This window comes from Pseudomonas sp. NFACC39-1 (assembly GCF_900110355.1).
GTDB classification, from domain to species: Bacteria; Pseudomonadota; Gammaproteobacteria; order Pseudomonadales; family Pseudomonadaceae; genus Aquipseudomonas; species Aquipseudomonas tehranensis.
Genome location: NZ_FODL01000001.1, coordinates 552,205 through 576,775, shown reverse-complemented (window position 1 = coordinate 576,775; position 24,571 = coordinate 552,205). Strand labels below are relative to the sequence as shown.

At 61.3% G+C, this 24,571-nt stretch carries 23 protein-coding genes; 14 read left to right on the top strand and 9 right to left on the bottom strand.

From position 1 onward, the window contains the following. Nucleotides 1-99: 99 nt before the first annotated feature. The 3 genes from gatB to gatC are packed head-to-tail and all read right to left on the bottom strand — an operon-like array spanning nt 100 to nt 3,311. Nucleotides 100-1,545: an Asp-tRNA(Asn)/Glu-tRNA(Gln) amidotransferase subunit GatB gene (gatB, locus tag BMY45_RS02605; RefSeq protein WP_047228683.1), complete on the bottom strand. Its 1,446-nt coding sequence runs from the start codon at nt 1,543-1,545 to the stop codon at nt 100-102. A 10-nt stretch (nt 1,546-1,555) separates the two neighbouring features. Then, nucleotides 1,556-3,007: an Asp-tRNA(Asn)/Glu-tRNA(Gln) amidotransferase subunit GatA gene (gatA, locus tag BMY45_RS02600; RefSeq protein WP_092394133.1), complete on the bottom strand. Its 1,452-nt coding sequence runs from the start codon at nt 3,005-3,007 to the stop codon at nt 1,556-1,558. A gap of 16 nt (nt 3,008-3,023) precedes the next feature. Then, the gene (gene gatC, locus BMY45_RS02595) at nt 3,024-3,311 is read right to left on the bottom strand and encodes an Asp-tRNA(Asn)/Glu-tRNA(Gln) amidotransferase subunit GatC (RefSeq protein WP_047228681.1); all 288 of its coding nucleotides are present in this window, start codon (nt 3,309-3,311) and stop codon (nt 3,024-3,026) included. Between the two features lie 371 nt (nt 3,312-3,682). On the opposite strand from gatC, the gene mreB reads away from it, so the two are divergent. From mreB to tldD, 8 genes are all read left to right on the top strand, one after another. Next, nucleotides 3,683-4,720 carry a rod shape-determining protein MreB gene (gene mreB / locus BMY45_RS02590; protein ID WP_002555108.1) on the top strand — a complete coding sequence of 346 codons (1,038 nt, stop codon included), beginning with the start codon at nt 3,683-3,685 and terminating at the stop codon, nt 4,718-4,720. 142 nt (nt 4,721-4,862) lie between these two features. Next, a complete protein-coding gene (gene mreC / locus BMY45_RS02585; RefSeq protein WP_092394130.1) occupies nt 4,863-5,960 on the top strand; it encodes a rod shape-determining protein MreC in 1,098 nt (365 codons plus the stop codon). Beyond that, nucleotides 5,960-6,448, top strand: a complete 489-nt coding sequence (gene mreD / locus BMY45_RS02580) for a rod shape-determining protein MreD (RefSeq protein ID WP_047228679.1) — start codon at nt 5,960-5,962, stop codon at nt 6,446-6,448. Before mreC ends, mreD begins: the two co-directional genes overlap by 1 nt. 43 nt (nt 6,449-6,491) lie before the next feature. Then, nucleotides 6,492-7,088, top strand: a complete 597-nt coding sequence (locus BMY45_RS02575) for a Maf family protein (protein WP_092394127.1) — start codon at nt 6,492-6,494, stop codon at nt 7,086-7,088. A gap of 56 nt (nt 7,089-7,144) precedes the next feature. Continuing rightward, complete coding sequence (gene rng, locus BMY45_RS02570; RefSeq protein WP_047228677.1) at nt 7,145-8,602, top strand: ribonuclease G; 1,458 nt, start codon at nt 7,145-7,147, stop codon at nt 8,600-8,602. A gap of 61 nt (nt 8,603-8,663) precedes the next feature. Then, nucleotides 8,664-12,467 (top strand): YhdP family protein, encoded by a 3,804-nt coding sequence (locus BMY45_RS02565; protein WP_092394124.1) that lies wholly within the window; start codon nt 8,664-8,666, stop codon nt 12,465-12,467. Nucleotides 12,468-12,608: 141 nt separating this feature from the next. Beyond that, nucleotides 12,609-13,472 (top strand): carbon-nitrogen hydrolase family protein, encoded by an 864-nt coding sequence (locus BMY45_RS02560; protein ID WP_092394121.1) that lies wholly within the window; start codon nt 12,609-12,611, stop codon nt 13,470-13,472. Nucleotides 13,473-13,477: 5 nt separating this feature from the next. Next, entirely contained in the window at nt 13,478-14,920 is a 1,443-nt protein-coding gene (gene tldD, locus BMY45_RS02555; RefSeq protein WP_092394118.1) for a metalloprotease TldD, read from the top strand. A 161-nt stretch (nt 14,921-15,081) separates the two neighbouring features. Here tldD and yjgA read toward each other — a convergent pair whose 3' ends face one another. Continuing rightward, nucleotides 15,082-15,606, bottom strand: coding sequence for a ribosome biogenesis factor YjgA (gene yjgA / locus BMY45_RS02550; protein WP_092394115.1), 525 nt, complete (start codon nt 15,604-15,606; stop codon nt 15,082-15,084). A gap of 153 nt (nt 15,607-15,759) precedes the next feature. Here yjgA and pmbA point away from each other — a divergent pair, with 153 nt between their 5' ends. The 6 genes from pmbA to BMY45_RS02520 all read left to right on the top strand — a co-directional run bounded on the left by pmbA (nt 15,760) and on the right by BMY45_RS02520 (nt 21,014). Continuing rightward, nucleotides 15,760-17,106 carry a metalloprotease PmbA gene (gene pmbA, locus BMY45_RS02545; protein WP_092394112.1) on the top strand — a complete coding sequence of 449 codons (1,347 nt, stop codon included), beginning with the start codon at nt 15,760-15,762 and terminating at the stop codon, nt 17,104-17,106. Nucleotides 17,107-17,248: 142 nt separating this feature from the next. After that, nucleotides 17,249-17,644, top strand: coding sequence for a FagA protein (locus BMY45_RS02540; RefSeq protein WP_092394109.1), 396 nt, complete (start codon nt 17,249-17,251; stop codon nt 17,642-17,644). Further along, nucleotides 17,637-19,013: a class II fumarate hydratase gene (locus tag BMY45_RS02535; protein WP_092394106.1), complete on the top strand. Its 1,377-nt coding sequence runs from the start codon at nt 17,637-17,639 to the stop codon at nt 19,011-19,013. Before BMY45_RS02540 ends, BMY45_RS02535 begins: the two co-directional genes overlap by 8 nt. A 27-nt stretch (nt 19,014-19,040) precedes the next feature. Further along, nucleotides 19,041-19,481, top strand: a complete 441-nt coding sequence (locus tag BMY45_RS02530; protein ID WP_092394104.1) for a hypothetical protein — start codon at nt 19,041-19,043, stop codon at nt 19,479-19,481. A gap of 2 nt (nt 19,482-19,483) precedes the next feature. Beyond that, a complete protein-coding gene (locus tag BMY45_RS02525) occupies nt 19,484-20,095 on the top strand; it encodes a superoxide dismutase (RefSeq protein ID WP_092394101.1) in 612 nt (203 codons plus the stop codon). 28 nt (nt 20,096-20,123) lie between these two features. Then, on the top strand, nt 20,124-21,014 hold the full coding sequence (locus BMY45_RS02520; protein ID WP_092394098.1) for a ZIP family metal transporter: 891 nt from the start codon (nt 20,124-20,126) through the stop codon (nt 21,012-21,014). A gap of 44 nt (nt 21,015-21,058) precedes the next feature. Here the strand turns inward: BMY45_RS02520 and BMY45_RS02515 are convergent, their stop codons facing one another. From BMY45_RS02515 to BMY45_RS02495, 5 genes are all read right to left on the bottom strand, one after another. After that, nucleotides 21,059-21,331 carry an HPr family phosphocarrier protein gene (locus tag BMY45_RS02515; RefSeq protein ID WP_092394095.1) on the bottom strand — a complete coding sequence of 91 codons (273 nt, stop codon included), beginning with the start codon at nt 21,329-21,331 and terminating at the stop codon, nt 21,059-21,061. A 15-nt stretch (nt 21,332-21,346) separates the two neighbouring features. Then, nucleotides 21,347-22,204 carry an RNase adapter RapZ gene (gene rapZ / locus BMY45_RS02510; protein ID WP_092394092.1) on the bottom strand — a complete coding sequence of 286 codons (858 nt, stop codon included), beginning with the start codon at nt 22,202-22,204 and terminating at the stop codon, nt 21,347-21,349. Between the two features lie 2 nt (nt 22,205-22,206). Continuing rightward, nucleotides 22,207-22,671: a PTS IIA-like nitrogen regulatory protein PtsN gene (gene ptsN / locus BMY45_RS02505; protein WP_047228670.1), complete on the bottom strand. Its 465-nt coding sequence runs from the start codon at nt 22,669-22,671 to the stop codon at nt 22,207-22,209. A 12-nt stretch (nt 22,672-22,683) separates the two neighbouring features. After that, nucleotides 22,684-22,992 (bottom strand): ribosome hibernation-promoting factor, HPF/YfiA family, encoded by a 309-nt coding sequence (gene hpf, locus BMY45_RS02500; protein WP_047228669.1) that lies wholly within the window; start codon nt 22,990-22,992, stop codon nt 22,684-22,686. A gap of 76 nt (nt 22,993-23,068) precedes the next feature. Continuing rightward, nucleotides 23,069-24,562: an RNA polymerase factor sigma-54 gene (locus tag BMY45_RS02495; protein ID WP_047228668.1), complete on the bottom strand. Its 1,494-nt coding sequence runs from the start codon at nt 24,560-24,562 to the stop codon at nt 23,069-23,071. Nucleotides 24,563-24,571: the final 9 nt, after the last annotated feature.

Sequence of the window (24,571 nt, the reverse complement as noted above, 5' to 3'; positions counted from 1 at the left end):
GACAGATCCAGGCGTCTTCATCGCGAGCAAGCTTTGCTCCCACAGGCTCGCTCCCACAAGGGGAAATGGAGCCAGGTTTGAGATCTGGCCCCATGGTCATCAGCCCTCGAGCTTGCTTTTAAGCAGTTCGTTGACCTGTTGCGGGTTGGCCTTGCCCTTGGAGGCTTTCATGGCCTGGCCGACGAAGAAGCCGAACATCTTGCCGCGCTTGGCTTCGTCTGCCGCGCGGTATTGCTCGACTTGCTCGGCGTTGGCCGCGAGCATTTCATCGAGTACGGCGCTGATCGCACCGGTGTCGGTGACTTGCTTCAAGCCGCGCTTCTCGATGATCTCATCGGCGCTGCCTTCACCATTGGCCATGGCTTCGAAGACCATTTTGGCGATCTTGCCGGAAATGGTGTTGTCCTTGATCCGCAACAGCATGCCGCCCAGTTGCTCGGCCGACACCGGCGACTGGTCGATCTCCAGGCCCTGCTTGTTCAGCAGACTGCCCAACTCGACCATCACCCAGTTGGCCGCCAGCTTGGCGTCGCCGCCGATGCTCACGACTTTTTCGAAGTAATCGGCCTGTTCGCGGCTGGTGGCCAGGACGTTGGCGTCATAGCTCGACAGCCCGAACTGCGCCTGGAAGCGCTCGCGTTTCTGGGGTGGCAGTTCCGGCAAGGTGGCACGCACGTCATTGAGGAACGAGTCCTCGATCACCACCGGCAGCAGGTCCGGGTCGGGGAAGTAACGGTAGTCGTTGGCTTCCTCTTTACTGCGCATCGGACGGGTCTCGTCCTTGTTCGGGTCGTACAGTCGGGTCTGCTGGATGACCTTGCCGCCGTCCTCGATCAGTTCGATCTGGCGCTGGATCTCGCTGTTGATCGCCTTCTCGATGAAACGGAACGAGTTGACGTTCTTGATCTCGCAGCGGGTGCCGAATTCAACCTGGCCTTTGGGTCGGATCGACACGTTGCAGTCGCAACGCAGCGAGCCTTCGGCCATGTTGCCGTCGCAAATGCCCAGGTAGCGCACCAGCGCGTGGATCGCCTTGACGTAGGCCACGGCTTCCTTGGCGCTGCGCATGTCCGGTTCGGAGACGATTTCCAGCAACGGCGTGCCGGCACGGTTCAGGTCGATGCCGGTGGCGCCGTTGAACTCTTCGTGCAGGCTCTTGCCGGCGTCTTCTTCCAGGTGCGCACGGGTGATGCCGACGCGCTTGACCGTGCCGTCTTCCAGGGCGATGTCCAGGTGGCCCTTGCCGACAATCGGCAACTCCATCTGGCTGATCTGGTAGCCCTTGGGCAGGTCCGGGTAGAAGTAGTTCTTGCGGGCGAATACGTTGTGCTGGCCAATCTCGGCGTCAATCGCCAGACCGAACATCACCGCCATGCGCACGGCTTCGGCGTTGAGCACCGGCAGCACGCCGGGCATGCCCAGGTCGACCAGGCTGGCCTGGGTGTTGGGCTCGGAACCGAAGGTGGTGGAACTACCGGAAAAGATTTTCGACCGGGTGGTGAGCTGGGTATGAATCTCCAGCCCGATCACGACTTCCCATTGCATGTGTTTCTCCTCAGAAGCCGGTTGGGGTGCGGGTGTGCCAGTCAGTGTTCAACTGGTACTGGTGCGCCACATTGAGCAGGCGACCTTCCTGGAAATACGGCGCGAGTAGCTGCACGCCTACCGGCAGGCCGTCGACGAAACCGGCCGGCATGGACAGGCCCGGCAGGCCAGCGAGGTTGGCGGTGATGGTGTAGACGTCTTCCAGGTACTCAGCGACCGGGTCGCTGCTCTTGGCGCCGAGTTTCCAGGCCGGGTTCGGCGTGGTCGGGCCAAGGATGATGTCGACCTCGTTGAAGGCGGCCATGAAGTCGTTCTTCACCAGACGACGGATTTTCTGCGCCTTGAGGTAGTAGGCATCGTAGTAGCCGGCGGACAGTGCGTAGGCACCGACCATGATCCGGCGCTGCACTTCGGCGCCGAAACCTTCGCCACGGGAACGCTTGTACAGGTCCATCAGGTTGTCCGGGTTTTCGCAGCGATAGCCGAAGCGCACGCCGTCGAAACGCGACAGGTTCGAGGACGCTTCCGCCGGGGCGATCACGTAGTACGCCGGAATCGCGTGCTGCATGTTCGGCAGGCTGATTTCCTTGATCACCGCGCCGAGCTTCTCCAGCTCTTTGACGCTGTTTTGGATCAGCTCGGCGATGCGCGGGTCCAGTCCGGCGCTGAAATATTCCTTCGGCACGCCGATGCGCAGGCCCTGCAACGAGCCGTTGAGGCTGGCGCTGTAGTCCGGCACGGGCTCATCGATGCTGGTGGAATCGTTCGGATCGAAGCCGGCCATGCCTTGCAGCAGGATCGCGCAGTCTTCGGCGGTGCGGGCCAGCGGGCCGCCCTGGTCGAGGCTGGAGGCGTAGGCGATCATGCCCCAGCGCGAGACGCGGCCATAGGTCGGCTTGAGGCCCGTGAGGTTGGTGAATGCCGCCGGCTGGCGAATCGAACCGCCGGTGTCGGTGGCGGTGGCGGCCGGCAACAGGCGCGCGGCCACGGCGGCGGCGGAACCACCGGATGAACCACCCGGTACGTGTTCCAGGTTCCACGGGTTTTTCACGGCGCCGTAGTAGCTCGACTCGTTGGCCGAACCCATGGCGAATTCGTCCATGTTGGTCTTGCCCAGGGTCACGGCGCCGGCGGCGGCCAGTTTGGCGACCACGGTGGCATCGTACGGGGCTTTGAAGTTGTCGAGCATCTTCGAGCCGCAACTGGTGCGGATGCCTTGGGTGCAGAACAGATCCTTGTGGGCAATCGGAGCGCCGAGCAGGGCGCCGCTCTCACCGTTGGCGCGACGGGCGTCGGCGGCCTTGGCCTGGCTCAGGGCCAGTTCTTCGGTGAGGCTGATGAAGCTGTTGAGCTGCGGGTCGAGCTGGGCGATGCGCGCCAGCAGGGTCTGGGTCAGCTCTTCGGAAGAAAACTTTTTATCGGCGAGTCCGCGGGCGATCTCGGCCAGGGTCATGTGATGCATGAGAGGCTCTTTCCCTTTAGTCGATGACTTTCGGAACCAGGTACAGGCCGTTTTCGACCGCTGGTGCGATGGACTGGTAGGCCTCGCGGTGATTGGACTCGGTCACGACGTCGGCGCGCAGGCGCTGGCTGGCTTCCAGTGGGTGGGCCAGGGGTTCGATGCCGTCGGTGTTGACCGCCTGCATCTCGTCGACCAGCCCCAGAATGCTGTTCAGGGCAGAAGTAATGTGTGGAAGATCGGCTTCATCGAGGCCCAGACAGGCCAGATGAGCGATTTTTTCCACGTCGGAGCGTTCAAGCGCCATGGGATTCTCCAGTGGAAAACAAAACGGACGCAATCTGTCCGTGTGTTAGATTGTCGGAACACTACCGCATTTCTACGGTCCAGTGCCCTGTATCACAGATACTGTTCCTTTTTGACGGCGTCTATTGCCGTCATGCTGCGTTGCCGCTTCTCGCCATAGCGGGCTATGACTCGTCGCGGCGCCTTGTCTGACGACAATAGACACTCGTCAAAAAAGGAACGTATCTGCGAAACAGGGCACTGGCCGCGATTGTGGGGTTTGGTGCACATAAAAGCGGCCAATTTAACATATTGGCGCCTTGCCCAAAATCCCTGTCGTTGTTAGAGTTTGCCGCACTTTTTTACCCACGCGTTGCCTAGGGTCCCTTTCCCATGTTCAAGAAACTGCGTGGCATGTTTTCCAGCGATCTTTCCATTGACCTGGGCACTGCCAACACCCTTATTTACGTGCGCGAGCGCGGTATCGTCCTGAATGAACCCTCGGTCGTGGCCATCCGCACCCACGGTAACCAGAAAAGTGTCGTGGCTGTCGGTACCGAAGCCAAGCGCATGCTGGGCCGTACTCCGGGCAACATTGCAGCCATTCGCCCCATGAAGGACGGCGTGATCGCCGACTTCAGCGTCTGCGAAAAGATGCTGCAGTACTTCATCAACAAAGTTCACGAAAACAGTTTCCTGCAGCCCAGCCCTCGTGTGCTGATCTGCGTGCCCTGCAAGTCCACCCAGGTGGAGCGTCGTGCCATCCGTGAGTCGGCCCTTGGCGCCGGTGCCCGTGAAGTGTTCCTGATCGAAGAACCGATGGCCGCTGCCATCGGTGCCGGCCTGCCGGTCGAAGAGGCCCGTGGTTCGATGGTCGTCGACATCGGTGGTGGTACCACTGAAATCGCCTTGATCTCCCTCAACGGTGTGGTCTACGCCGAGTCCGTACGTGTGGGTGGCGACCGTTTCGACGAAGCGATCATCACCTACGTGCGTCGCAACTACGGCAGCCTGATCGGCGAATCCACCGCCGAGCGTATCAAACAGGAAATCGGCACGGCCTATCCGGGCGGCGAAGTGCGTGAAGTCGACGTTCGCGGCCGTAACCTGGCTGAAGGCGTTCCACGTGCATTCACCCTCAACTCCAACGAAGTGCTCGAAGCGCTGCAAGAGTCGCTGGCGACCATCGTGCAGGCGGTCAAGAGTGCTCTGGAGCAGTCGCCGCCGGAACTGGCGTCGGACATCGCCGAGCGCGGCCTGGTGCTGACCGGTGGTGGCGCGCTGCTGCGTGACCTCGACAAGCTGCTGGCCCAGGAAACCGGCTTGCCGGTGATCGTTGCCGAAGACCCGCTGACTTGCGTTGCCCGCGGCGGTGGCCGTGCATTGGAAATGATGGACAAGCACACCATGGATCTGCTCTCCAGCGAATAAGCCCGCCTGGATGGTCTATGTTGTTCGCTCCCCGGGCAGCACTTTGCAGTGCTGCCCGTTGACGTTTATCTTCTGTCATTCGTATCCAGGCCGGTTTGATGCCGTATGAATAAAGAAAACATTTGCCTGGGAGGAGCGGCCTATTAAACCGCTTTTCGCCAAAGGCCCCTCATTGGGTGTGCGCCTGCTGGTGCTGACCGTGCTGTCGGTCGCGCTGATGGTGGTCGATGCCCGTTTCACGCTGCTCAAGCCAGTGCGCAGCCAGATGTCGCTGGTATTGATGGAATCCTACTGGATCACCGATTTGCCGCAGCGCTTGTGGCAGGGTGTGGCCAGCCAATTCGGCAGCCGAACCGAGTTGGTGGCCGAAAACGAAAAACTCAAGACCGAGAACCTGCTGTTGCAGGGACGCATGCAGAAGCTGGCGGCCCTCACCGAGCAGAACGTGCGGCTGCGCGAGTTGCTCAATTCCTCGGCGCTGGTCAACGAGAAGGTCGAAGTGGCCGAGTTGATCGGTATGGACCCCAACCCCTTTACCCATCGCATCATCATCAACAAGGGTGAGCGCGACGGTGTTGTCCTCGGCCAGCCGGTACTCGATGCCCGCGGCCTGATGGGGCAGGTGGTGGAGTTGATGCCCTACACCTCTCGCGTGTTGTTGCTGACCGATACCACCCATAGCATTCCCGTGCAGGTCAACCGCAACGGCTTGCGGGCGATTGCCAGCGGCACCGGTAATCCGGAGCGCCTGGAGCTGCGGCATGTCGCAGACACCGCCGACATCAAGGAAGGCGACCTGCTGGTCAGCTCCGGTCTCGGTCAGCGATTCCCGGCCGGGTATCCGGTGGCGACGGTCAAGGAGGTCATACACGACTCCGGTCAGCCGTTCGCCATCGTGCGTGCGGTGCCAACGGCTGCGCTGAATCGCAGCCGATACCTGCTGCTGGTATTCAGCGACAACCGCACCCCGGAAGAGCGCGCCAACGACGCCGCCGTGGCCCAGGAGGCCGAGGACCGGCAGAACGGCGAGTCGACCGCGACCCCGGTTGCCCCGGCGACAGCCCCGGGCACAACACCGGCACCTGCCCCGGCTGCAACGACCCCGGCTCCAACGCCAGCGACCGCTCCGGCTGCGACCCCGGCCACCCAAGCGCCGGCGACTCAACCCGCAAGGCCTGCGGCCAAACCGCCTGTCTCCACGCCGGCCGCCGCGCCAGCCACCAGGGGAGCACGAGAATAATGAGCAGTACACATTCCGGTAACGGCTGGATGGTCTGGCTGACGTTCGCCATCGGCCTGTTGCTCAGCGTTTCGCCGCTGCCACAATTCATGGAAATCCTGCGCCCGCTGTGGCTGGCGCTGCTGCTGGCATTCTGGGCGCTGGCGCTGCCGCACAAGGTCGGCATGGTCACCGCCTGGTGCCTGGGGCTGGCCGAGGACGTGCTTTATGGCACGTTGCTGGGGCAGAACGCGCTGATCCTGACGCTGATCACGTTCCTGGTGCTATCGCTGCAACAACGGCTGCGGATGTTCCCCATGTGGCAGCAGTGCCTGGTGATCCTGGTGATTTTTGGCCTGGCGCAGTTGGTGCAACTGTGGCTCAGCGCGCTGACCGGCAATCGCCAGCCGACCCTGGCGCTGGTGCTGCCGGCGCTGGTCAGTGCCTTGCTCTGGCCGTGGGTCAGCTTCGGTTTGCGTGGCTTGCGCCTGCGTTTCAAAATCAACTGATTCGGTCAGGCATTGGCCCGCACCTTGAGAGGGAGATGTCCTGATGAAACCGCTGTACCTCGCCTCAGGCTCGCCGCGTCGGCGTGAGTTGCTCGCACAGATTGGCGTGTCATTCACCGCCGTCAATGCGGACATCGATGAAACTCCCCTGGATGACGAAACCCCTTCGGCCTATGTCGAACGCCTGGCGCGCGGCAAGGCCGAGGCCGGGCGATGTGTTTTGGCCGCAGGCGTGGACGGCTGCGTGCTGGGCGCCGACACCGCCGTGGTGCTGGACGGGCGGATTCTGGGCAAGCCGCTGGATCAGGCCGACGCCATGGCGATGCTTTTGAGCCTGTCCGGTCGTGACCATGAGGTGCTGACCGCCATTGCCGTGCTGGACGGACAACGTTGTGAATCCCGTGTGGTCCGCAGCCGGGTGAGCTTTCGCACCATCACCGAGCAGCAAGCGCTAGCCTATTGGAACAGCGGTGAGCCCCGGGACAAGGCCGGCGGCTATGGTATTCAGGGCTGGGGGGCGGTATTTGTCGCCGGGCTTGAAGGCAGCTATTCAGCCGTGGTCGGCTTGCCGCTGTGCGAAACCTCGGAGCTGTTGGGCCATTTCGGCATACCCTGTTGGCAAACCCTGAGCGCGCGCTGAGCGCCGTCTGACTTGATGCGGCCATTATCGTGAACACGCCTGAACGAGACCCTGCCATGAGTGAAGAGATCCTGATCAACATCACGCCGATGGAATCGCGCGTGGCGGTGGTTGAAAACGGTGTTCTGCAAGAAGTTCACGTCGAGCGCACGCAAAAACGTGGCATCGTCGGCAATATCTATAAAGGCAAGGTGGTGCGGGTGTTGCCGGGCATGCAGGCGGCGTTCGTCGACATTGGCCTGGATCGCGCGGCATTCATTCATGCCTCGGAAATATCCATGCGTGAAGGCCCGGCCGTGGAGAGCATCAGTGCCCTGGTTCATGAAGGCCAGAGCCTGGTGGTCCAGGTCACCAAGGACCCCATCGGTTCCAAGGGCGCGCGCCTGACCACGCAGTTGTCGATTCCGTCGCGCTACCTGGTGTACATGCCGCGTACCGCCCACGTTGGCATTTCCCTGAAGATCGAAGACGAAGCCGAGCGCGAGCGCCTCAAGCAGGTGGTCAGCGATTGCGTGGAGAAAGAGGGCATCAAGGAAGCGGGAGGTTTCATCCTGCGCACCGCCGCCGAAGGGGCCGGGGCCGATGAAATTCTCATGGACATCCGCTACTTGCGCAGGCTCTGGGACCAGATCGCCGATCAGATCAAGACCATCGCCACCCCCAGCGTGATCTACGAAGACCTCGGTCTGGCGTTGCGGACCCTGCGGGACCTGGTCAGCCCCAAGATCGAGAAAATCCGCATCGACTCCCGGGAAACCTTCCAGAAAACCACCCAGTTTGTCGCGGAGCTGATGCCGGAGATTGCTGATCGTCTCGAGCATTACCCCGGCGAGCGGCCGATTTTCGACCTGTACGGCGTCGAAGACGAAATCCAGAAGGCCCTGGAGCGCAAGGTGCCGCTCAAGTCCGGCGGCTATCTGGTGGTGGACCCGGCCGAGGCCATGAGCACCATTGACGTCAACACCGGAGCGTTCGTCGGCCATCGCAACCTCGAAGAAACCATCTTCAAGACCAACCTGGAAGCGGCCACCGCCATCGCTCGTCAGCTGCGCCTGCGCAACCTGGGCGGAATCATCATCATCGACTTCATCGACATGGAGCATGAAGAGCACCAGCGCCAGGTGCTGCGGACCCTGGAAAAACAACTTGAGCGCGACCACGCCAAGACCAACATCATCGGTATCACCGAGCTAGGCCTGGTGCAGATGACCCGCAAGCGCACTCGCGAGAGCCTTGAGCAAGTTCTGTGCGAACCGTGCAGCAGTTGCCAGGGCCGGGGCAAGCTCAAGACCCCGGAAACCGTGTGTTACGAAATCTTCCGGGAAATCCTCCGGGAGGCACGCGCTTACCAGGCCACAGGTTATAGAGTGTTGGCGAACCAGAAAGTGGTGGATCGCCTGCTCGATGAAGAGTCAGGAAACGTTGCGGAACTGGAGGCCTTTATCGGTCGTACGATTCGCTTTCAGGTGGAAACCATGTATTCCCAGGAACAATACGACGTGGTGCTGCTCTGAAGTGGCTTCATGAGCGGCAGCCCCGCGGATTTGAATACTTTTGCCAGGGGAGCCCGCTGACATGGAGCGTCTGACACGCATTTTGGCCGCGCTGACCCGTTGGGGCCTGGGCCTGTGCGCGCTGCTGTTGGTGCTGGTGGCACTGTATGTCAGCCTTGGACGAGAACTGGCTCCGCTGGTGGCCGAATACCGCGCCGAGGTCCAGACCCGCGCCAGCGAAGCATTGGGTATCCCCGTGCATATCGGCAGCCTGGACGGTCGCTGGAGCGCCCTGGCGCCCATCTTGCTGGCCCACGACGTGATGGTCGGCGAGGGCGCCAATGCCTTGCATCTGGATCAGGTACGGGCCGTGCCGGACTTGTGGGGCAGCCTGGTGGCGCGCCAGGTGCGCATTGCTCACCTGGAACTCAGCGGCCTGAAGATCAGCCTCAAGGAGGGCGCCGACGGCAAGTGGGCCCTGGAGGGGCTGCCAGTGCAGGACGATCAGCCCCTGGATCCTCAGCAACTGCTCGAACGCATGCAGATGATCGCGAAGCTGTCGGTGCTCGACAGCCAAGTGACCTTGCAGCCGCTGGAGCAACCGCCGCTGACCCTGACCTATGTTGGCCTGAGCCTGCGCACCGGTATTGCCCGTCAGCGTCTGGATGCACGACTGACCCTGCCTGACGGCCAGCCCGTCGCGATCAACCTGCGCACCCGTATCCGCGCCAGCGACTGGAAGAACGGCCAGGCCGATGTCTACCTGAGCCTGCCGCAAAGCGATTGGTCCAAATGGCTGCCGGAACGCCTGACCCGACAATGGCATTTTTCCCGGATCAAGGCGGGCGCAGAGTTCTGGCTGAGCTGGGGGGCGGGCACCGTGCAAAGCGCGGCCATTCGACTGAACGCGCCGGACATCCAGGGCGCCTATGCCGAGCGCAAGCCGGTACAGATCCATAACCTGGCGCTCAACGGGTATTTCCAGCGCAGTGGCCAGGGATTCAGCGCAACCTTCGATTCCCTGGCAATGAGCCTGGGCGAAACCCGTTGGGAATCGCGCCTGCAGTTGCAACAGAACAACGCCACCGAAAAAACCGAAGAACTCTGGCACGTGCAGGCTGATCGCCTCGACCTCACACCGCTGACGCCGTTGCTCCACGCCCTGGCGCCGTTGCCTGAAGGCGTTGCCACGGCGATCGACCGGCTCAAGTTCACGGGCGGCCTGCGCAACGTGCTGGTGGACTACCGTCCGCAGAACAGCGGTGATCAGAAAGTCAGCTTCGCCACCAACCTGGACACCGTAGGCTTTGATGCCTATCGCGGCGCCCCGGCGGCGCGCAACGTGTCCGGGAGCCTGAGCGGCGACCTGGGCGGCGGCGAGCTGCGCATGGACAGCAAGGATTTTTCCCTGCACCTGGACCCTATCTTCGCCAAGCCCTGGCAATACTTGCAGGCCAACGCCCGGTTGACCTGGAAGCTGGACAAACAAGGTTTCACGCTGATTGCGCCGTACCTGAAAGTACTGGGGGAGGAGGGCCGGATTGCCGGTGACTTCCTGATTCGCCTGCATTTTGACCACAGCCAGGAAGACTACATGGACCTGCGGGTCGGCCTGGTGGATGGCGACGGGCGCTATACCGCCAAGTACCTGCCTGCTGTCCTGAGCCCTGCTCTGGATGAGTGGCTGCGCACCGCAATCGTCAAGGGCGCGGTGGATCAGGGTTTTTTCCAGTATCAAGGTTCGCTGAACCAGGGCGCCGAAGACGCGGCTCGCAGCATCAGCCTGTTTTTCAAGGTGCATGATGCCGAGCTGGCGTTTCAGCCGGGTTGGCCTTCGGTGAGCAAGGTCAGCGGTGATGTTTTCGTCGAAGACAGCGGCGTGCGTATCTTTGCAAGCCAGGGGCAGTTACTGGACACCCAGGTCAGGAATGTTTCGGTGAACATCCCCCATGTGCCCAGCGGCCAGAACTCCCATCTGCTGTTGGACGGCGAATTCGCCGGGGGCTTGGGCGACGGTTTGAAAATCCTGCAGACGGCGCCGATCGGTACGGCGCAGACGTTCGCCGGCTGGGAAGGCGAGGGCGGCCTGCAAGGCAGTGTGAAGCTGGATATTCCTTTGGCGAAAGGCGAAGAACCGAAGATCCTGGTGGACTTCAAGACCGACAAGGCCCGGCTCAAGCTCAGCGAGCCGGTGCTGGAGCTGACGCAGCTCAGGGGCGATTTCCGCTTCGACAGCAACAAAGGACTGAGCGGCAAGAATATCGCGGCCCGAGCGTTCGACCGACCCGTGACCGCGCAGATTTTTGCCGAAGGCCGTGCTGGTGAACTGACGACGCGGGTGGCCGCCTCCGGGCAGGTAGAGGTCAAGAAACTCACTGACTGGCTGAAGGTTACACAGCCGTTGCCGGTGGCCGGGGTGGTGCCGTATCAGCTGCAGGTGATCCTGGACGGTGCCGACAGCCAACTGTCGGTCAGTTCCAGTCTCAAGGGCGTGGCCGTGGATCTGCCCGCGCCTTTCGGTCTGGCGGCCGATGCCGGGCGTGACACGGTGTTTCGCATGACCTTGCAAGGCGCCGAGCGCCGTTACTGGGTGGATTATGGCGACCTGGCCAGCTTCACCTACGCGGCGCCGAACGGACAGGTTGCAGACGGTCGCGGTGAGCTCTTGCTCGGTAGCGGTGATGCGATTCTGCCGGGAGGCAAGGGCCTGCGCCTGCGCGGGACATTATCGGAACTGGATGTCAGTCCGTGGCAAGAGCTGGTGGGCAAGTATGCGGGGCAGGATCCGGGCGGTAGCGCCAAACAACTGCTCAGCAGTGTTGATCTGAACATCGGCAAGCTCACTGCCATGGGCACGACCCTGGACCGGGCGTCGGTGCAACTGGACCGCAAGCCTGACGCCTGGGCTTTGCGACTTGCCAGCCAGCAGGCCAAGGGCACCGCCAGTCTGCCGGACGCGAAGGCCGCACCGATCGGTATCAAGCTTGACTACATTCGTCTGCCGGCCGCCGACCCGACGGTCCAGACCGACGAAAACGCGCCGGACCCGCTGGCCTCGGTCGATCCCAGCAACATTCCGGCCATGGATATTGTCATTGACCAGTTGTTCCAGGGGCCCGACCTGATTGGTGCCTGGTCGTTGAAGGTGCGTCCGACAGGCAAGGGCATTGCCTTGAACAACCTGGATATGGGCCTCAAGGGCATGGTCTTGAGCGGCAATGGCGGCTGGGAAGGTGTCCCCGGCTCCACCAGCAGTTGGTACAAAGGCCGCATCGGTGGCAAGAACCTGGCCGATGTGCTCAAGGGCTGGGGCTATGCGCCGAGCGTGACCAGCGAGAAATTCCGCCTGGATGTCGATGGGCGCTGGCCCGGCTCACCGGCATGGGTCGCCACGAAACGTTTTTCCGGGAGTCTCGATGCGTCGCTGAACAAGGGGCAGTTCGTCGAGGTAGAAGGGGGCGCTCAAGCGTTGCGGGTGTTCGGTCTGTTGAATTTCAACTCCATCGGCCGACGCTTGCGCCTGGACTTCTCTGACCTGTTCGGCAAAGGCTTGAGCTACGATCGGGTCAAGGGACTGCTGGTGGCCAGCGACGGTGTCTATGTGACCCGTGAACCGATCACCCTGACGGGGCCGTCGAGTAATCTGGAACTCAATGGAACGTTGGATATGGTGGCCGACCGGGTCGACGCCAAGTTGCAGGTGACGCTGCCGGTGACCAACAACCTGCCCATTGCAGCGCTGATTGTCGGCGCGCCAGCGGTGGGTGGGGCGCTGTTTCTGATCGACAAACTGATCGGCGACCGTGTGGCGCGCTTTGCCAGCGTAAGATACGACGTCAAGGGCCCGTGGAAAGAGCCGAAGATTACCTTCGACAAGCCGTTCTGACCGGTTGATGCCGATCTCCTGTGGGAGCGGGCTTGCTCGCGAAAGCGTCGGCACATCCAACATTTGATGGGGCAGGCATACCGCCTTCGCGAGCAAGCCCGCTCCCACAGGTGAGTGATACGAGAAGTGAGGGGAAGCACCATGCCAGTGGCAGTGATTCAAATGGTCAGCCAAAGCGATGTGCTCGCCAATCTGGCCCGCGCTCGTGTGCTGCTGGAACAGGCTGCCGCTGGCGGCGCAAGGCTGGCGGTGCTGCCTGAAAACTTTGCGGCCATGGGCCGGCGGGATGTGGCGGACATCGGTCGCGCCGAGGCCTTTGGTCAGGGACCGATCCTGCCCTGGTTGAAACAGACCGCCCGTGACCTCAAGTTATGGATTGTGGCCGGCACGCTGCCGTTGCCGCCGGTGGACCAACCGGACGCCAGGGTGCATGCCTGTTCGTTGCTGATCGACGATCAAGGCCAGATCGTCGCGCGCTACGACAAGCTGCACCTGTTCGATGTGGATGTGGCGGACAATCGCGGCCGTTATCGCGAGTCTGATGACTATGCTTATGGCTACAACGTGGTGGTGGCCGATACACCCGTAGGGCGGGTTGGCCTGTCGGTTTGTTATGACTTGCGTTTCCCGGAGCTCTACAGCGAGTTGCGCGCCGCCGGGGCTGAATTGATCACCGCGCCCTCGGCGTTTACCGCCGTGACCGGTGCCGCCCATTGGGAGGTGTTGATTCGCGCCCGGGCTATCGAGACCCAGTGTTATGTGCTGGCCGCCGCTCAGGGTGGGCTGCATCCCGGGCCACGGGAAACCTTTGGCCATGCAGCGATAGTCGACCCGTGGGGCCGTGTGCTGGCGCAACAGGATCAAGGCGAGGCCGTTTTGCTGGCCGAGCGCGACAGCAGCGAACAGGCGTCCATCCGGGCGCGTATGCCGGTGGCTAGCCATCGGCGCTTTTTCTCGCAGGGCGCACGACAGCGGCCTGTCCAAGACGACGAATTCAAGGCGTAGAACATATGAGCGGGTTGTTATCCTCAGTCAGTGAACACCTTCTAGCCCCCGGTGGCGTCACCCTGGAAAGCCTGCAAGGGGTGCTGGGCGACCTGGCCGGCCCGGGCATCGATGCAGCCGACCTGTATTTCCAGGGGCAGATATCCGAGTCCTGGTCGCTGGAAGACGGCATCGTCAAGGAGGGTAGTTTCAACCTTGACCAGGGCGTGGGCGTGCGTGCTCAGTCCGGGGAAAAGACCGGCTTTGCCTACAGTAACGCCATCACCCTTGAAGCACTGGGTGCCGCAGCCCGTGCCGCTCGTTCGATTTCCCGGGCCGGGCAGAACGGCAGGGTACAGGCCTTCAGTAGCCAGGACGTGACGCAGTTGTATGCGCCGGACAACCCGCTGGAAGTCATGAGCCGCGCCGAAAAGGTCGAGCTGCTCAAGCGCATCGACGTCGCCACTCGCGCCCTTGATCCACGCATCCAGCAAGTATCGGTGAGCATGGCCGGGGTCTGGGAGCGGATCCTGGTGGCGTCCACCGACGGCGGTCTGGCGGCGGACGTCCGGCCTCTGGTGCGTTTCAATGTCAGTGTGATCGTCGAGCAGAACGGTCGTCGCGAGCGCGGCGGCCATGGCGGCGGCGGGCGCACCGATTACCGTTATTTCCTCAGCGAAGACCGCGCCATGGGTTACGCCCGAGAAGCGCTGCGCCAGGCCCTGGTCAACCTTGAAGCGATCCCGGCGCCGGCCGGCACGTTGCCGGTGGTGCTGGGCTCCGGCTGGTCCGGTGTGCTACTGCACGAAGCGGTGGGGCACGGTCTGGAAGGCGACTTCAACCGTAAGGGCAGCTCGGCCTACAGCGGCCGCATGGGCGAAATGGTTGCTTCGAAACTCTGCACCATCGTCGATGATGGCACCCTGGCCGGGCGTCGCGGCTCCCTGAGCGTTGACGATGAAGGCACCCCGACCGAATGCACCACCCTGATCGAGAACGGCGTGCTCAAGGGTTACATGCAAGACAAGCTCAACGCTCGCCTGATGGGCGTGGCCCGTACCGGCAATGGTCGCCGTGAGTCTTACGCGCATCTGCCGATGCCGCGCATGACCAACACCTACATGCTGGGTGGCCAGAGCGATCCGGCGGAAATCATCGCTTCGGTGAAAAAGGGCATTTACTGCGCCAACCTCGGCGGCGGCCAGGTGGACATCACCAGCGGTAAATTCGTGTTTTCCACCAGTGAGGCTTACCTGATCGAAGACGGCAAGATCACTGCGCCGGTCAAGGGCGCGACCCTGATCGGCAACGGGCCGGAGGCGATGAGCAAGGTGTCGATGGTCGGTAACGATCTGGCGCTGGACAGCGGCGTGGGAACGTGCGGCAAGGACGGGCAATCGGTGCCGGTGGGTGTCGGTCAGCCGACCTTGAAGATTGATGCGATTACCGTGGGTGGCACGGGCGCTTAAGGATGATACGGTCCCCTATGAGCTGCGTAGGAGGTGGTGTAGGAGCTGGTGTAGGAGCTGTCGAGTGCAACGAGGCTGCGATCTTTCCCAATACACTTGAGTCTCAAGCGAAAGATCAAAAGATCGCAGGCTTCGCCAGCTCCTACAGGGCCGGATGGAACTCAGCGCAGGCCGCGTTGGGTCTCGTCCAGCTCACGAATGTATTTGAAGATTTTACGGCTTGAGGCGGGTGGCTTGTTATGCGCCAGTTCGTGCTGGGCCTGACGGATCAGGGAGCGCAATTGCTGACGGTCAGCCTCCGGGTAGTCGATGACGAATTTTTCCAGCACGCCGTCATCGCCTGCGATCAGGCGATCGCGCCAGCGTTCCAGGCCATGGAAACGTTCGTTGTACTGCCGGGTGGAGGCATCGAGTTGATCGAGCAGAACCAGAATGGCGTCAGTGTCCTGATCGCGCATCAGTTTGCCGATGAATTGCAGGTGCCGTTTACGCGCGATATTCGCGGTGTGCTTGGGCGCATCGGCCAGGGCCCGGCGCAAGGCGTCGGTCAGAGGCAGTTTGGCCAGCAAGTCAGGCTTGAGTGTTGTCAGGCGCTCGCCGAGGTCAACCAGAGCATGCAGCTCGCGTTTGACCTGGGATTTGCTTTTTTCACCCTCGTAGAGGGAGTCGTCGTAAGAATCAACCATGGTGGCAGTCCGCAAAGAAACGCCGCCATGATAACCAGTCGGGGGCCGCTTGTCCGGCCCGGTCGCTCGAAGACCAAGGGTTTGTACAAAAAGTCGCGCAGGCACTTTATGTACAAAGTCTTAACCGAAAGCAGAATTTGAGTGGAGAATACCATGAGTGCAGTTCAGAGCGTCGGCCCGCAAGCATTGCCGGCACTGCAGGAACAAGTCGAGCAGATCCTCGCCGAAGCCAAGCGACAGGGCGCCAGTGCGTGTGAGGTGGCGGTCTCTCTGGAACAAGGTCTGTCGACATCGGTTCGCCAGCGCGAGGTGGAGACCGTCGAGTTCAATCGCGACCAGGGATTTGGCATCACCTTGTACGCCGGCCAGCGCAAGGGCTCGGCCAGCACGTCGGCCAGTGGTCCTGACGCCATTCGTGAAACGGTGGCTGCGGCGCTGGCGATAGCCAAGCACACCTCTGAAGACGAGGCTTCGGGCCTGGCCGACGCCGCGCTGATGTGCAAGGAACTGCGAGACTTCGACCTGTTCCACGCTTGGGACATCACCCCGGAACAAGCTATCGAGCAGGCGTTGCGTTGTGAGGCGGCGGCCTTCGACGCCGACCCGCGGATCAAAAACGCCGACGGCACGACCCTCAATACTCATCAAGGCTGTCGTGTATACGGTAACAGCCACGGTTTTATCGGCGGTTATGCGTCGACCCGGCACAGCCTCAGTTGCGTCATGATCGCTGAAGCCGACGGCCAGATGCAGCGCGACTACTGGTATGACGTGAACCGCCAGGGCAATCGGCTCGCGGACCCGGTGAGTATTGGCCGTAAAGCCGCGCAGCGGGCGGCCAGTCGCTTGGGCGCGCGACCGGTGCCGACCTGTGAAGTGCCGGTGCTGTTTGCCGCCGAGCTGGCCGGTGGATTGTTCGGCAGTTTCCTGTCGGCGGTGTCCGGCGGCAATTTGTATCGCAAATCATCGTTTCTTGAAGGCGCGCTTGGACAGAAACTGTTCCCGGAATGGATGACCATCGATGAGCGTCCGCACCTGATGCAAGCCATGGGCAGCTCGGCCTTCGACGGTGACGGCCTGGCCACCTACGCCAAGCCATTCGTGGAGAAGGGTGAACTGGTTTCCTACATTCTCGGCACCTATTCGGGTCGCAAGCTCGGCATGCCCAGCACCGCCAATGCCGGTGGCGTGCACAACCTTTTCGTGACCCATGGTGAAGAGGATCAGGCGGCTTTGCTGCGTCGTATGGGCCGTGGCCTGCTGGTGACGGAGCTGATGGGCCACGGCCTGAACATGGTCACCGGAGACTATTCCCGTGGCGCGGCGGGGTTCTGGGTCGAGAACGGTGAAATTCAGTTTGCGGTCCAGGAAGTCACCATCGCCGGTAACATGCGCGATATGTTCAAGCAGATTCTGGCGGTAGGGAACGACCTGGAGCTGCGCAGTAATATCCGTACCGGCTCGGTCCTGATCGAGCGGATGACCGTGGCCGGAAGCTGATTTCCCATCGCCACAAAAGAAGGCGCGTCATCCATGGGATGCCGCGCCTTTTTTGTTCATGACCTCCAGGGTGTTCGCAACTCTTGTGTTGCGTCTTATTATCATCTAATAATGAATCTCATTCGCCGAGTGAGCCCCGGTCATGAGTGTCGCCCTGCACGAACAACCCTATCTTGAAAGCTGGCGCTGGATGAGTCGCCAGATCCGCTGTGCGATGAGCCCTGACGAGCCGCGGCTAATCGAACACTACCTGGCCGAAGGCCGCTATCTGGCCTGCTGCACCGCCACTTCGCCGTGGATGGTCGCCGAAACAGCGTTTCGTTTGCTGCTCGACACGGCCTCCGACACGGCGCTGCCCTGGCACTGGCGCACGCTGTGTATCGACCAGGCGTGGCGTCCACTGCGCGACCTCGAACAACAATCGCTTTGCCGTTGCCGCCTCAAGCGCTGGCAGAGCCACGCCTGGGCGCTGGCGACCTGCGCCTTGGAGCCATCCATCCCTCTTAATGAACTGGTGCAAGGATTCCCTGATGAGTAATACCCGTATTGAGCGCGACAGCATGGGCGAACTGCAGGTCCCGATGGGGGCCCTCTACGGTGCGCAGACCCAGCGCGCCGTGGATAATTTTCCTGTCAGCGGCCAACGCATGCCGGCGCAGTTCATTCGCGCCCTGATCCTGGCCAAGGCCGCCGCCGCTCGGGCGAACGTGGAGCTGGAGCAAATCAGCGCGGCCCAGGGCAAGGCCATTGTCGATGCGGCGCAGGGGTTGCTCGAAGGCAACTTCATGGAGCATTTCCCTGTGGATATCTTCCAGACCGGTTCCGGCACCAGCTCCAACATGAACGCCAACGAGGTGATCGCGACGCTGGCCAGCCGTCTGCTGGGTGAGCCGGTCAACCCGAATGATCACGTTAATTGCGGCCAGAGCAGCAACGACATCATTCCCACCAGTATTCACGTCAGTGCTGCACTGGCCTTGCATGAGCAATTGCTGCCGGCGCTGATGCATCTGGTGCAGGTGATCGAACGCAAGGCCGAGCAAGTCCACCCGTTCATCAAGACCGGTCGCACTCACCTGATGGATGCCATGCCCGTGCGCTTGAGCCAGGTGCTGGAGGGGTGGGCACAACAACTCAAAGCCAATGTCGAGCATCTGCAAGCCTTGTTGCCCAGTCTGCAATCCCTGGCCCAGGGAGGGACGGCGGTCGGTACTGGGGTCAATGCTCATCCACGCTTTGCCGAGCTGTTCAGCCAGCAACTGACGCAACTGACTCAGGTGCAGTTCACCCCGGGCAAGAATCTGTTCGCATTGATCGGTTCCCAGGACACCGCGGTGGCGGTCTCCGGTCAGTTGAAGACCACAGCGGTGTCGCTGATGAAAATCGCCAACGACCTGCGCTGGATGAACTCCGGTCCGCTGGCGGGCCTGGGAGAGATCGAGCTCGAAGGCCTGCAGCCGGGCTCCTCGATCATGCCTGGCAAAGTCAATCCGGTCATTCCTGAAGCCACCGCGATGGTGGCGGCCCAGGTGATTGGCAACGACACGGTGATCACCGTCGCCGGTCAGTCTGGCAACTTCGAGCTGAACGTGATGCTGCCGATCATCGCCCAGAACCTGCTGAACAGTATCGCCCTGATGTCCACCGTCAGCCGACTGCTGGCCGACAAAGCCATCGCCACATTCAAGGTCAACGAGGCCAGGCTCAAGGAGGCGCTGTCGCGCAACCCGATCCTGGTCACGGCGTTGAACCCGATCATCGGTTATCAGAAGGCTGCTGAGATTGCCAAGAAGGCCTATCAGCAGGGCCGCCCGGTCATCGATGTCGCCCTGGAGCACACCGACCTGTCGCGAAGCGAACTTGAGGTCCTGCTGGACCCGGAAAAGCTCACCGCCGGCGGTGTGTAACCCGACACCTTTGTGGAGGTACTCATCATGGAGCACTGGAAACGCACGATCGAACGGGCCAATCGCTGTTTCATGCTAGGTGAACTGGTGGACGCCCGCGAAGGCTATCTGCAAGCGCTGGCCCTGGCCCAAGTGTTGTTTGAGCGCTGGGCTGACGCCGATGAAGCGGTCGCCGCCTGCGTCGTCTCCCATCACAACCTGGCGGATCTGCACTTGCGTCTGAACCAACCGGAGGAGAGTGCCGAGTACTTGTGTGCCATCCATCAGCGCCTGTTGCAGGCCATGCAAGACGAGCGTCTTGCCCCCGCTCTGCGCGCGGCCGCGATGCGTCACAGCCACAAGACTTACGTCGAACTGCTGAGTTTCATCAGCGAGCATGGCGAATACCCACGCACCCAACGCCTGCTGCATTGCGATGCCGCTTCACTCCGGCAGCGCAACGTCCCTGTTCATTTTGGAGTTCATTGAAAATGGCTTTTACTTTACCTGCATTGCCTTACGCCTACGATGCCCTGGAGCCGCACATCGATGCGCAGACCATGGAGATCCATTACACCAAGCATCACCAGACTTACATCAACAATCTCAACGCTGCGGTGGACGGCACCGAATACGCCGAGTGGTCTGTCGAAACGCTGCTGTCCAGGGTGGAGCAACTGCCGCAAAGCCTGAGGGGGGCAGTGATCAACCAGGGCGGCGGGCATGCCAATCATTCGTTGTTTTGGGAGGTCATGTCGCCCCAAGGCGGCGGTGAACCCGAGGGCGCTCTGGCGGCAGCGATCGAGGCGCAACTGGGGGGGCTCGAACGATTCAAGGAGGCTTTCACCAAAGCGGCGCTGACCCGTTTCGGCAGTGGTTGGGCCTGGTTGAGTGTGACCCCGCAAAAGACGCTGGTGGTGGAAAGCAGCGGCAATCAGGACAGCCCGTTGATGAGCGGCCATACGCCGATTCTAGGCTTGGACGTGTGGGAGCACGCCTATTACCTGTTGTATCAGAACCGTCGACCTGAGTACATCAACGCTTTCTACAACGTGATCAACTGGCCGGAAGTAGCACGCCGTTACCAGGCAGCCCTTGCCTGAACTTCATAAAAACAATCCAAGGCCGATTATGGATACTCAAATACTGGCGATAGCTAGCGCACGGTTGTTCCGTTATGCCTTGGGGTCGCTGTTGCTGTTGGCAGGGATGACGTTGCTCGCGGCTCAGGGGTTGGCGTGGCTTGATCTGGAGCCGAAACTGCTGCGTGCGCTCCAGGGCGGTGGCCTTTGTGCCTTGGGCACCGCATTGGGCGCGGTGCCGGTGCTGGTTATCCGGCGCATGCCCCAGGCTTTGAGCGATTCGCTGCTGGGCTTCGGTGCCGGAGTGATGCTGGCCGCCACGGCATTTTCGTTGATTGTGCCGGGCATTGCCGCAGCCGAACAATTGGGGCTCACGCCTTGGGCGGCCAGTGGTCTGATCAGCTTTGGAATCCTGCTGGGGGCATTCGGGCTATATCTGGTGGACCGCAAAGTGTCAGCCAGTCCTGAAAGGCTGGTCGAGGTGCCCGGACGTCCGATTATCGCACCGCGGATCTGGCTGTTTGTGTTCGCCATCGTGGCCCACAACATTCCTGAAGGGATGGCCGTCGGCGTATCGGCGGGCGGCGGCATGCCCGATGCCGACAGCCTGGCGATGGGTATCGCCTTGCAGGATGTGCCTGAGGGGTTGGTGATTGCGCTGGTGCTGGCTGCCGCCGGCATGTCGCGGCTCAAGGCGTTCGCCATTGGCGCCGCGTCCGGGCTGGTCGAGCCAGTCTTCGCGCTGTTGTGCGCCTGGCTGGTGAGCCTGGCCGAGATGTTATTGCCCCTGGGGTTGGCGCTTGCGGCCGGGGCGATGCTGCTGGTGGTCACCCATGAGGTGATTCCCGAGTCACGCCGTCATGGCTACGACAAGCTGGCGAGCCTGGGATTGCTGGTGGGGTTTTGTCTGATGATGGTGATGGATACCGCCTTGGCGTGACGCAATGCCTGTGTGGCGAGGAAGCAAGCTCCCCGCCACAGGGGTTACTCACCTTCGTCGAAGTAGTTGTTGATCAGCGCCACCAGCGCATCCAGCGCTTGTTGCTCCTGATCGCCTTCGGTTTTCAGGTAGATCTTGGTGCCTTGGCCGGCGGCTAGCATCATCATCGCCATGATGCTTTTACCGTTGATCATTTTCTCGGGGTCGCGGCCGACGCTGATCTCACAAGGAAACTGACCTGCCACACCGACGAACTTGGCTGACGCGCGGGCATGCAAGCCCAGCTTGTTGATGATTTCAATTTCCAGAGCAGGCATCGCGATGTGAATCCTTTAGCTGAGGTCGCGGTGGCGAACCTGGACGTTCTTCAGGGACTGTTGCAGGAGCTGACCCAAACGTTCGGTCAGGTAGACGGAGCGGTGATGGCCACCGGTACAGCCAATGGCAATCGTGACGTAGGCGCGGTTGCTTGCGGCAAAGCGCGGCAGCCATTTGAGCAGGTAGCTGGAGATGTCCTGGTACATTTCCTCGACATCCGGCTGGGCGGCCAGGTAGTCGATCACCGGCTGGTCGAGCCCCGATTGTTCGCGCAGCTCCGGTTTCCAATAAGGATTGGGCAGGCAGCGCACATCGAACACCAGGTCGGCGTCTACCGGCATTCCGCGCTTGAAACCGAACGACTCCACCAGAAATGCCGTACCTGGCTCCGGCTGGTTCAGCAGGCGCAACTTGATGGTGTCGCGCAGTTGATACAGGTTCAGGTGGGTGGTATTGACCTTCAGGTCCGCCAGGTCGGCGATCGGCCCCAGCAACTGACTCTCGTCTTGGATGGCTTCGGCCAGGGAGCGGCTTGCGTTGCTCAGGGGATGACGCCGACGGGTTTCGGAGAAACGCTTGAGCAGCGTCTCCTCATCGGCATCCAGATACAGCACGTCGCACTGGATGTGCCGATTACGCACTTCTGCCAGCAGTTCCGGGAACCGCGACAGGTGGCTCGGCAGATTACGTGCATCGATGGAGACCGCCACCAGCGGTTGCGCCAGTTCGGTATGGATCAGGGCGCGCTCGGCCAGTTCCGGCAGCAGGCCGGCCGGCAGGTTGTCGATGCAGTAGTAGCCGCTGTCCTCAAGCACGTTAAGCGCCGTGCTTTTACCGGAGCCGGAGCGTCCGCTGACAATGATCATGCGCATGTTTAATGACCGTTCTGCTCGTCCAGGACAACCTGATACAAGGCTTCGTTGCTCGGCGCGCTGCGCAATTTCTCGCGCACTTCCTTGCGGTCCAGCATGCTGGCGATCTGGCGCAGCAGCTCAAGGTGCGCATCGGTCGCCGCTTCCGGTACCAGCAGTACAAACAGCAGGTCGACCGGTGCGCCGTCGATGGCGTCGAAATCTATGGGGGCTTCAAGGTGCAGCAGCGCACTGATCGGCGCTGTACAGGCCTTGAGGCGACAATGGGGAATGGCGATGCCGTTGCCAAAGCCGGTGGAGCCCAGTTTTTCACGGGCAAACAGGGCCTCGAAGACGTCCTGCATTTCCAGATCCGGCACTTCGCGGTGGATCAGGTTGGCAATTTGTTCGAGGGCTTTCTTTTTGCTGCCACCCGGCACGTTCACCTGGGAACGGCCGGGGGTCAGGATGGATTCTAGTCGGATCATGGATTAGGGGGGTTAACGACCTGTCGCGCCCTGGAGGAGGCTCTGGGTCTTTTCCTTATGCTTTTTGAGTTGGCGATCCAGCTTGTCGGTCAGCAGGTCAATCGCGGCATACATGTCTTCATGCGCAGCATTGGCAACCACCTCTCCGCCGGGGATATGCAACGTGGCTTCGATTTTCTGCAGCAGCTTCTCGACGTTCATCGTGACTTGCACGTTGGTGATCTTGTCGAAATGCCTCTCCAATCGTTCGAGTTTTTCGCCGATGTATTCGCGAAGAGGTTCGGTCACTTCCAGTTGGTGTCCACTGATGTTGACTTGCATACAGCTTCTCCTTCGTTGCCAGTGCATAAAGCGGCAGGCAGAAATGCCTGCCACTGGAACGCTGTGGCGTGGCCTGTTACATCAACCGCTTGCGTTCGCTCGAAGGTGCGATCCCGAGGGATTCACGGTATTTGGCGACGGTACGGCGGGCCACCTGAATGCCTTGTGCCTCCAGTAAACCAGCGATCTTGCTGTCACTCAACGGCTTTTTCTGATTTTCCGCGGCCACCAGTTTTTTGATGATCGCGCGGATGGCTGTGGACGAGCATTCACCGCCTTCGGAGGTGCTGACGTGGCTGGAGAAAAAGTATTTCAGTTCATAGATGCCCCGCGGGGTATGCATGAATTTCTGGGTGGTCACCCGCGAAATGGTGGACTCGTGCATGCCCACTGCCTCGGCAATGTCATGCAGGACCAACGGCTTCATGGCTTCGTCGCCGTACTCCAGGAAGCCGCGCTGATGCTCGACGATCTGGGTGGCCACTTTCATCAGGGTTTCGTTGCGGCTTTGCAGGCTCTTGATGAACCAGCGCGCTTCCTGCAACTGGTTGCGCATGAAGGTGTTGTCGGCGCTGGTGTCCGCGCGCTTTACGAAACCGGCGTACTGAGCGTTGACCCGCAGCTTGGGCACCGATTCCTGGTTCAGTTCCACCAGCCAGCGGTCGTTGTGCTTGCGCACGATCACGTCGGGAACCACGTACTCGGGTTCAGTGGACTCGATCTGCGAGCCTGGGCGCGGGTTGAGGCTCTGGACCAGCTCGATCACCTGGCGCAGTTCATCTTCCTTGAGCTTCATGCGACGCATCAACTGGCTGTAGTCGCGACCGCCCAGCAAGTCGATGTAATCGGTGACCAGTCGCTTGGCTTCGGCCAGCCAAGGCGTCTTGGCGGGCAACTGGCGCAGTTGCAGCAGAAGACACTCGCCCAGGTTGCGAGCACCGATGCCGGCCGGTTCGAACTGCTGGATGCGGTGCAGGACGGCTTCGATTTCATCCAGCTCAATGTCCAGTTCGGGGTCAAAGGCCTCGAGGATTTCTTCAAGCGTTTCGTCCAGGTAACCCTGATTGTTGATGCAGTCGATCAGGGTTACGGCAATCAGACGATCGGTATCGGACATCGGCGCCAGGTTCAGTTGCCACAGCAAGTGGCTCTGCAGGCTTTCGCCGGTGGAGGTGCGGGTGGTGAAGTCCCACTCGTCGTCATCGCTGCTGGGCAGGCTGCTGGCGCTGGTCTGGTAGACGTCTTCCCAGGCAGTATCCACGGGCAGATCGTTGGGGATGCGTTCGTTCCATTCGCCATCCTCCAGGTTATCCACCGTCGGGGCGGTTTCCTGGTAGGACGGTTCCGGGATTTCGGTGTTGGTCTTTTGCTCGACGTTATCGGCCAGCGGATCGGTGTTGTCGAAGTCGTCGCCTTCTTCCTGGCGTTCGAGCATCGGATTGGACTCCAGGGCCTCCTGGATTTCCTGTTGCAGGTCCAGGGTCGACAATTGGAGCAGGCGGATGGCCTGTTGCAGCTGAGGTGTCATCGTCAGCTGCTGGCCCATTCTCAAGACTAGCGATGGTTTCATGGCTGGGGC

What these genes read in the sequence shown, in the direction of transcription:
- gatB (WP_047228683.1), bottom strand. Translation starts at nt 1,545, where the DNA reads ATGCAATGGGAAGTCGTGATCGGGCTGGAGATTCATACCCAGCTCACC.
- gatA (WP_092394133.1), bottom strand. Translation starts at nt 3,007, where the DNA reads ATGCATCACATGACCCTGGCCGAGATCGCCCGCGGACTCGCCGATAAA.
- gatC (WP_047228681.1), bottom strand. Translation starts at nt 3,311, where the DNA reads ATGGCGCTTGAACGCTCCGACGTGGAAAAAATCGCTCATCTGGCCTGT.
- mreB (WP_002555108.1), top strand. Translation starts at nt 3,683, where the DNA reads ATGTTCAAGAAACTGCGTGGCATGTTTTCCAGCGATCTTTCCATTGAC.
- mreD (WP_047228679.1), top strand. Translation starts at nt 5,960, where the DNA reads ATGAGCAGTACACATTCCGGTAACGGCTGGATGGTCTGGCTGACGTTC.
- BMY45_RS02575 (WP_092394127.1), top strand. Translation starts at nt 6,492, where the DNA reads ATGAAACCGCTGTACCTCGCCTCAGGCTCGCCGCGTCGGCGTGAGTTG.
- rng (WP_047228677.1), top strand. Translation starts at nt 7,145, where the DNA reads ATGAGTGAAGAGATCCTGATCAACATCACGCCGATGGAATCGCGCGTG.
- BMY45_RS02565 (WP_092394124.1), top strand. Translation starts at nt 8,664, where the DNA reads ATGGAGCGTCTGACACGCATTTTGGCCGCGCTGACCCGTTGGGGCCTG.
- BMY45_RS02560 (WP_092394121.1), top strand. Translation starts at nt 12,609, where the DNA reads ATGCCAGTGGCAGTGATTCAAATGGTCAGCCAAAGCGATGTGCTCGCC.
- tldD (WP_092394118.1), top strand. Translation starts at nt 13,478, where the DNA reads ATGAGCGGGTTGTTATCCTCAGTCAGTGAACACCTTCTAGCCCCCGGT.
- yjgA (WP_092394115.1), bottom strand. Translation starts at nt 15,606, where the DNA reads ATGGTTGATTCTTACGACGACTCCCTCTACGAGGGTGAAAAAAGCAAA.
- pmbA (WP_092394112.1), top strand. Translation starts at nt 15,760, where the DNA reads ATGAGTGCAGTTCAGAGCGTCGGCCCGCAAGCATTGCCGGCACTGCAG.
- BMY45_RS02540 (WP_092394109.1), top strand. Translation starts at nt 17,249, where the DNA reads ATGAGTGTCGCCCTGCACGAACAACCCTATCTTGAAAGCTGGCGCTGG.
- BMY45_RS02535 (WP_092394106.1), top strand. Translation starts at nt 17,637, where the DNA reads ATGAGTAATACCCGTATTGAGCGCGACAGCATGGGCGAACTGCAGGTC.
- BMY45_RS02530 (WP_092394104.1), top strand. Translation starts at nt 19,041, where the DNA reads ATGGAGCACTGGAAACGCACGATCGAACGGGCCAATCGCTGTTTCATG.
- BMY45_RS02525 (WP_092394101.1), top strand. Translation starts at nt 19,484, where the DNA reads ATGGCTTTTACTTTACCTGCATTGCCTTACGCCTACGATGCCCTGGAG.
- BMY45_RS02520 (WP_092394098.1), top strand. Translation starts at nt 20,124, where the DNA reads ATGGATACTCAAATACTGGCGATAGCTAGCGCACGGTTGTTCCGTTAT.
- BMY45_RS02515 (WP_092394095.1), bottom strand. Translation starts at nt 21,331, where the DNA reads ATGCCTGCTCTGGAAATTGAAATCATCAACAAGCTGGGCTTGCATGCC.
- rapZ (WP_092394092.1), bottom strand. Translation starts at nt 22,204, where the DNA reads ATGCGCATGATCATTGTCAGCGGACGCTCCGGCTCCGGTAAAAGCACG.
- ptsN (WP_047228670.1), bottom strand. Translation starts at nt 22,671, where the DNA reads ATGATCCGACTAGAATCCATCCTGACCCCCGGCCGTTCCCAGGTGAAC.
- hpf (WP_047228669.1), bottom strand. Translation starts at nt 22,992, where the DNA reads ATGCAAGTCAACATCAGTGGACACCAACTGGAAGTGACCGAACCTCTT.
- BMY45_RS02495 (WP_047228668.1), bottom strand. Translation starts at nt 24,562, where the DNA reads ATGAAACCATCGCTAGTCTTGAGAATGGGCCAGCAGCTGACGATGACA.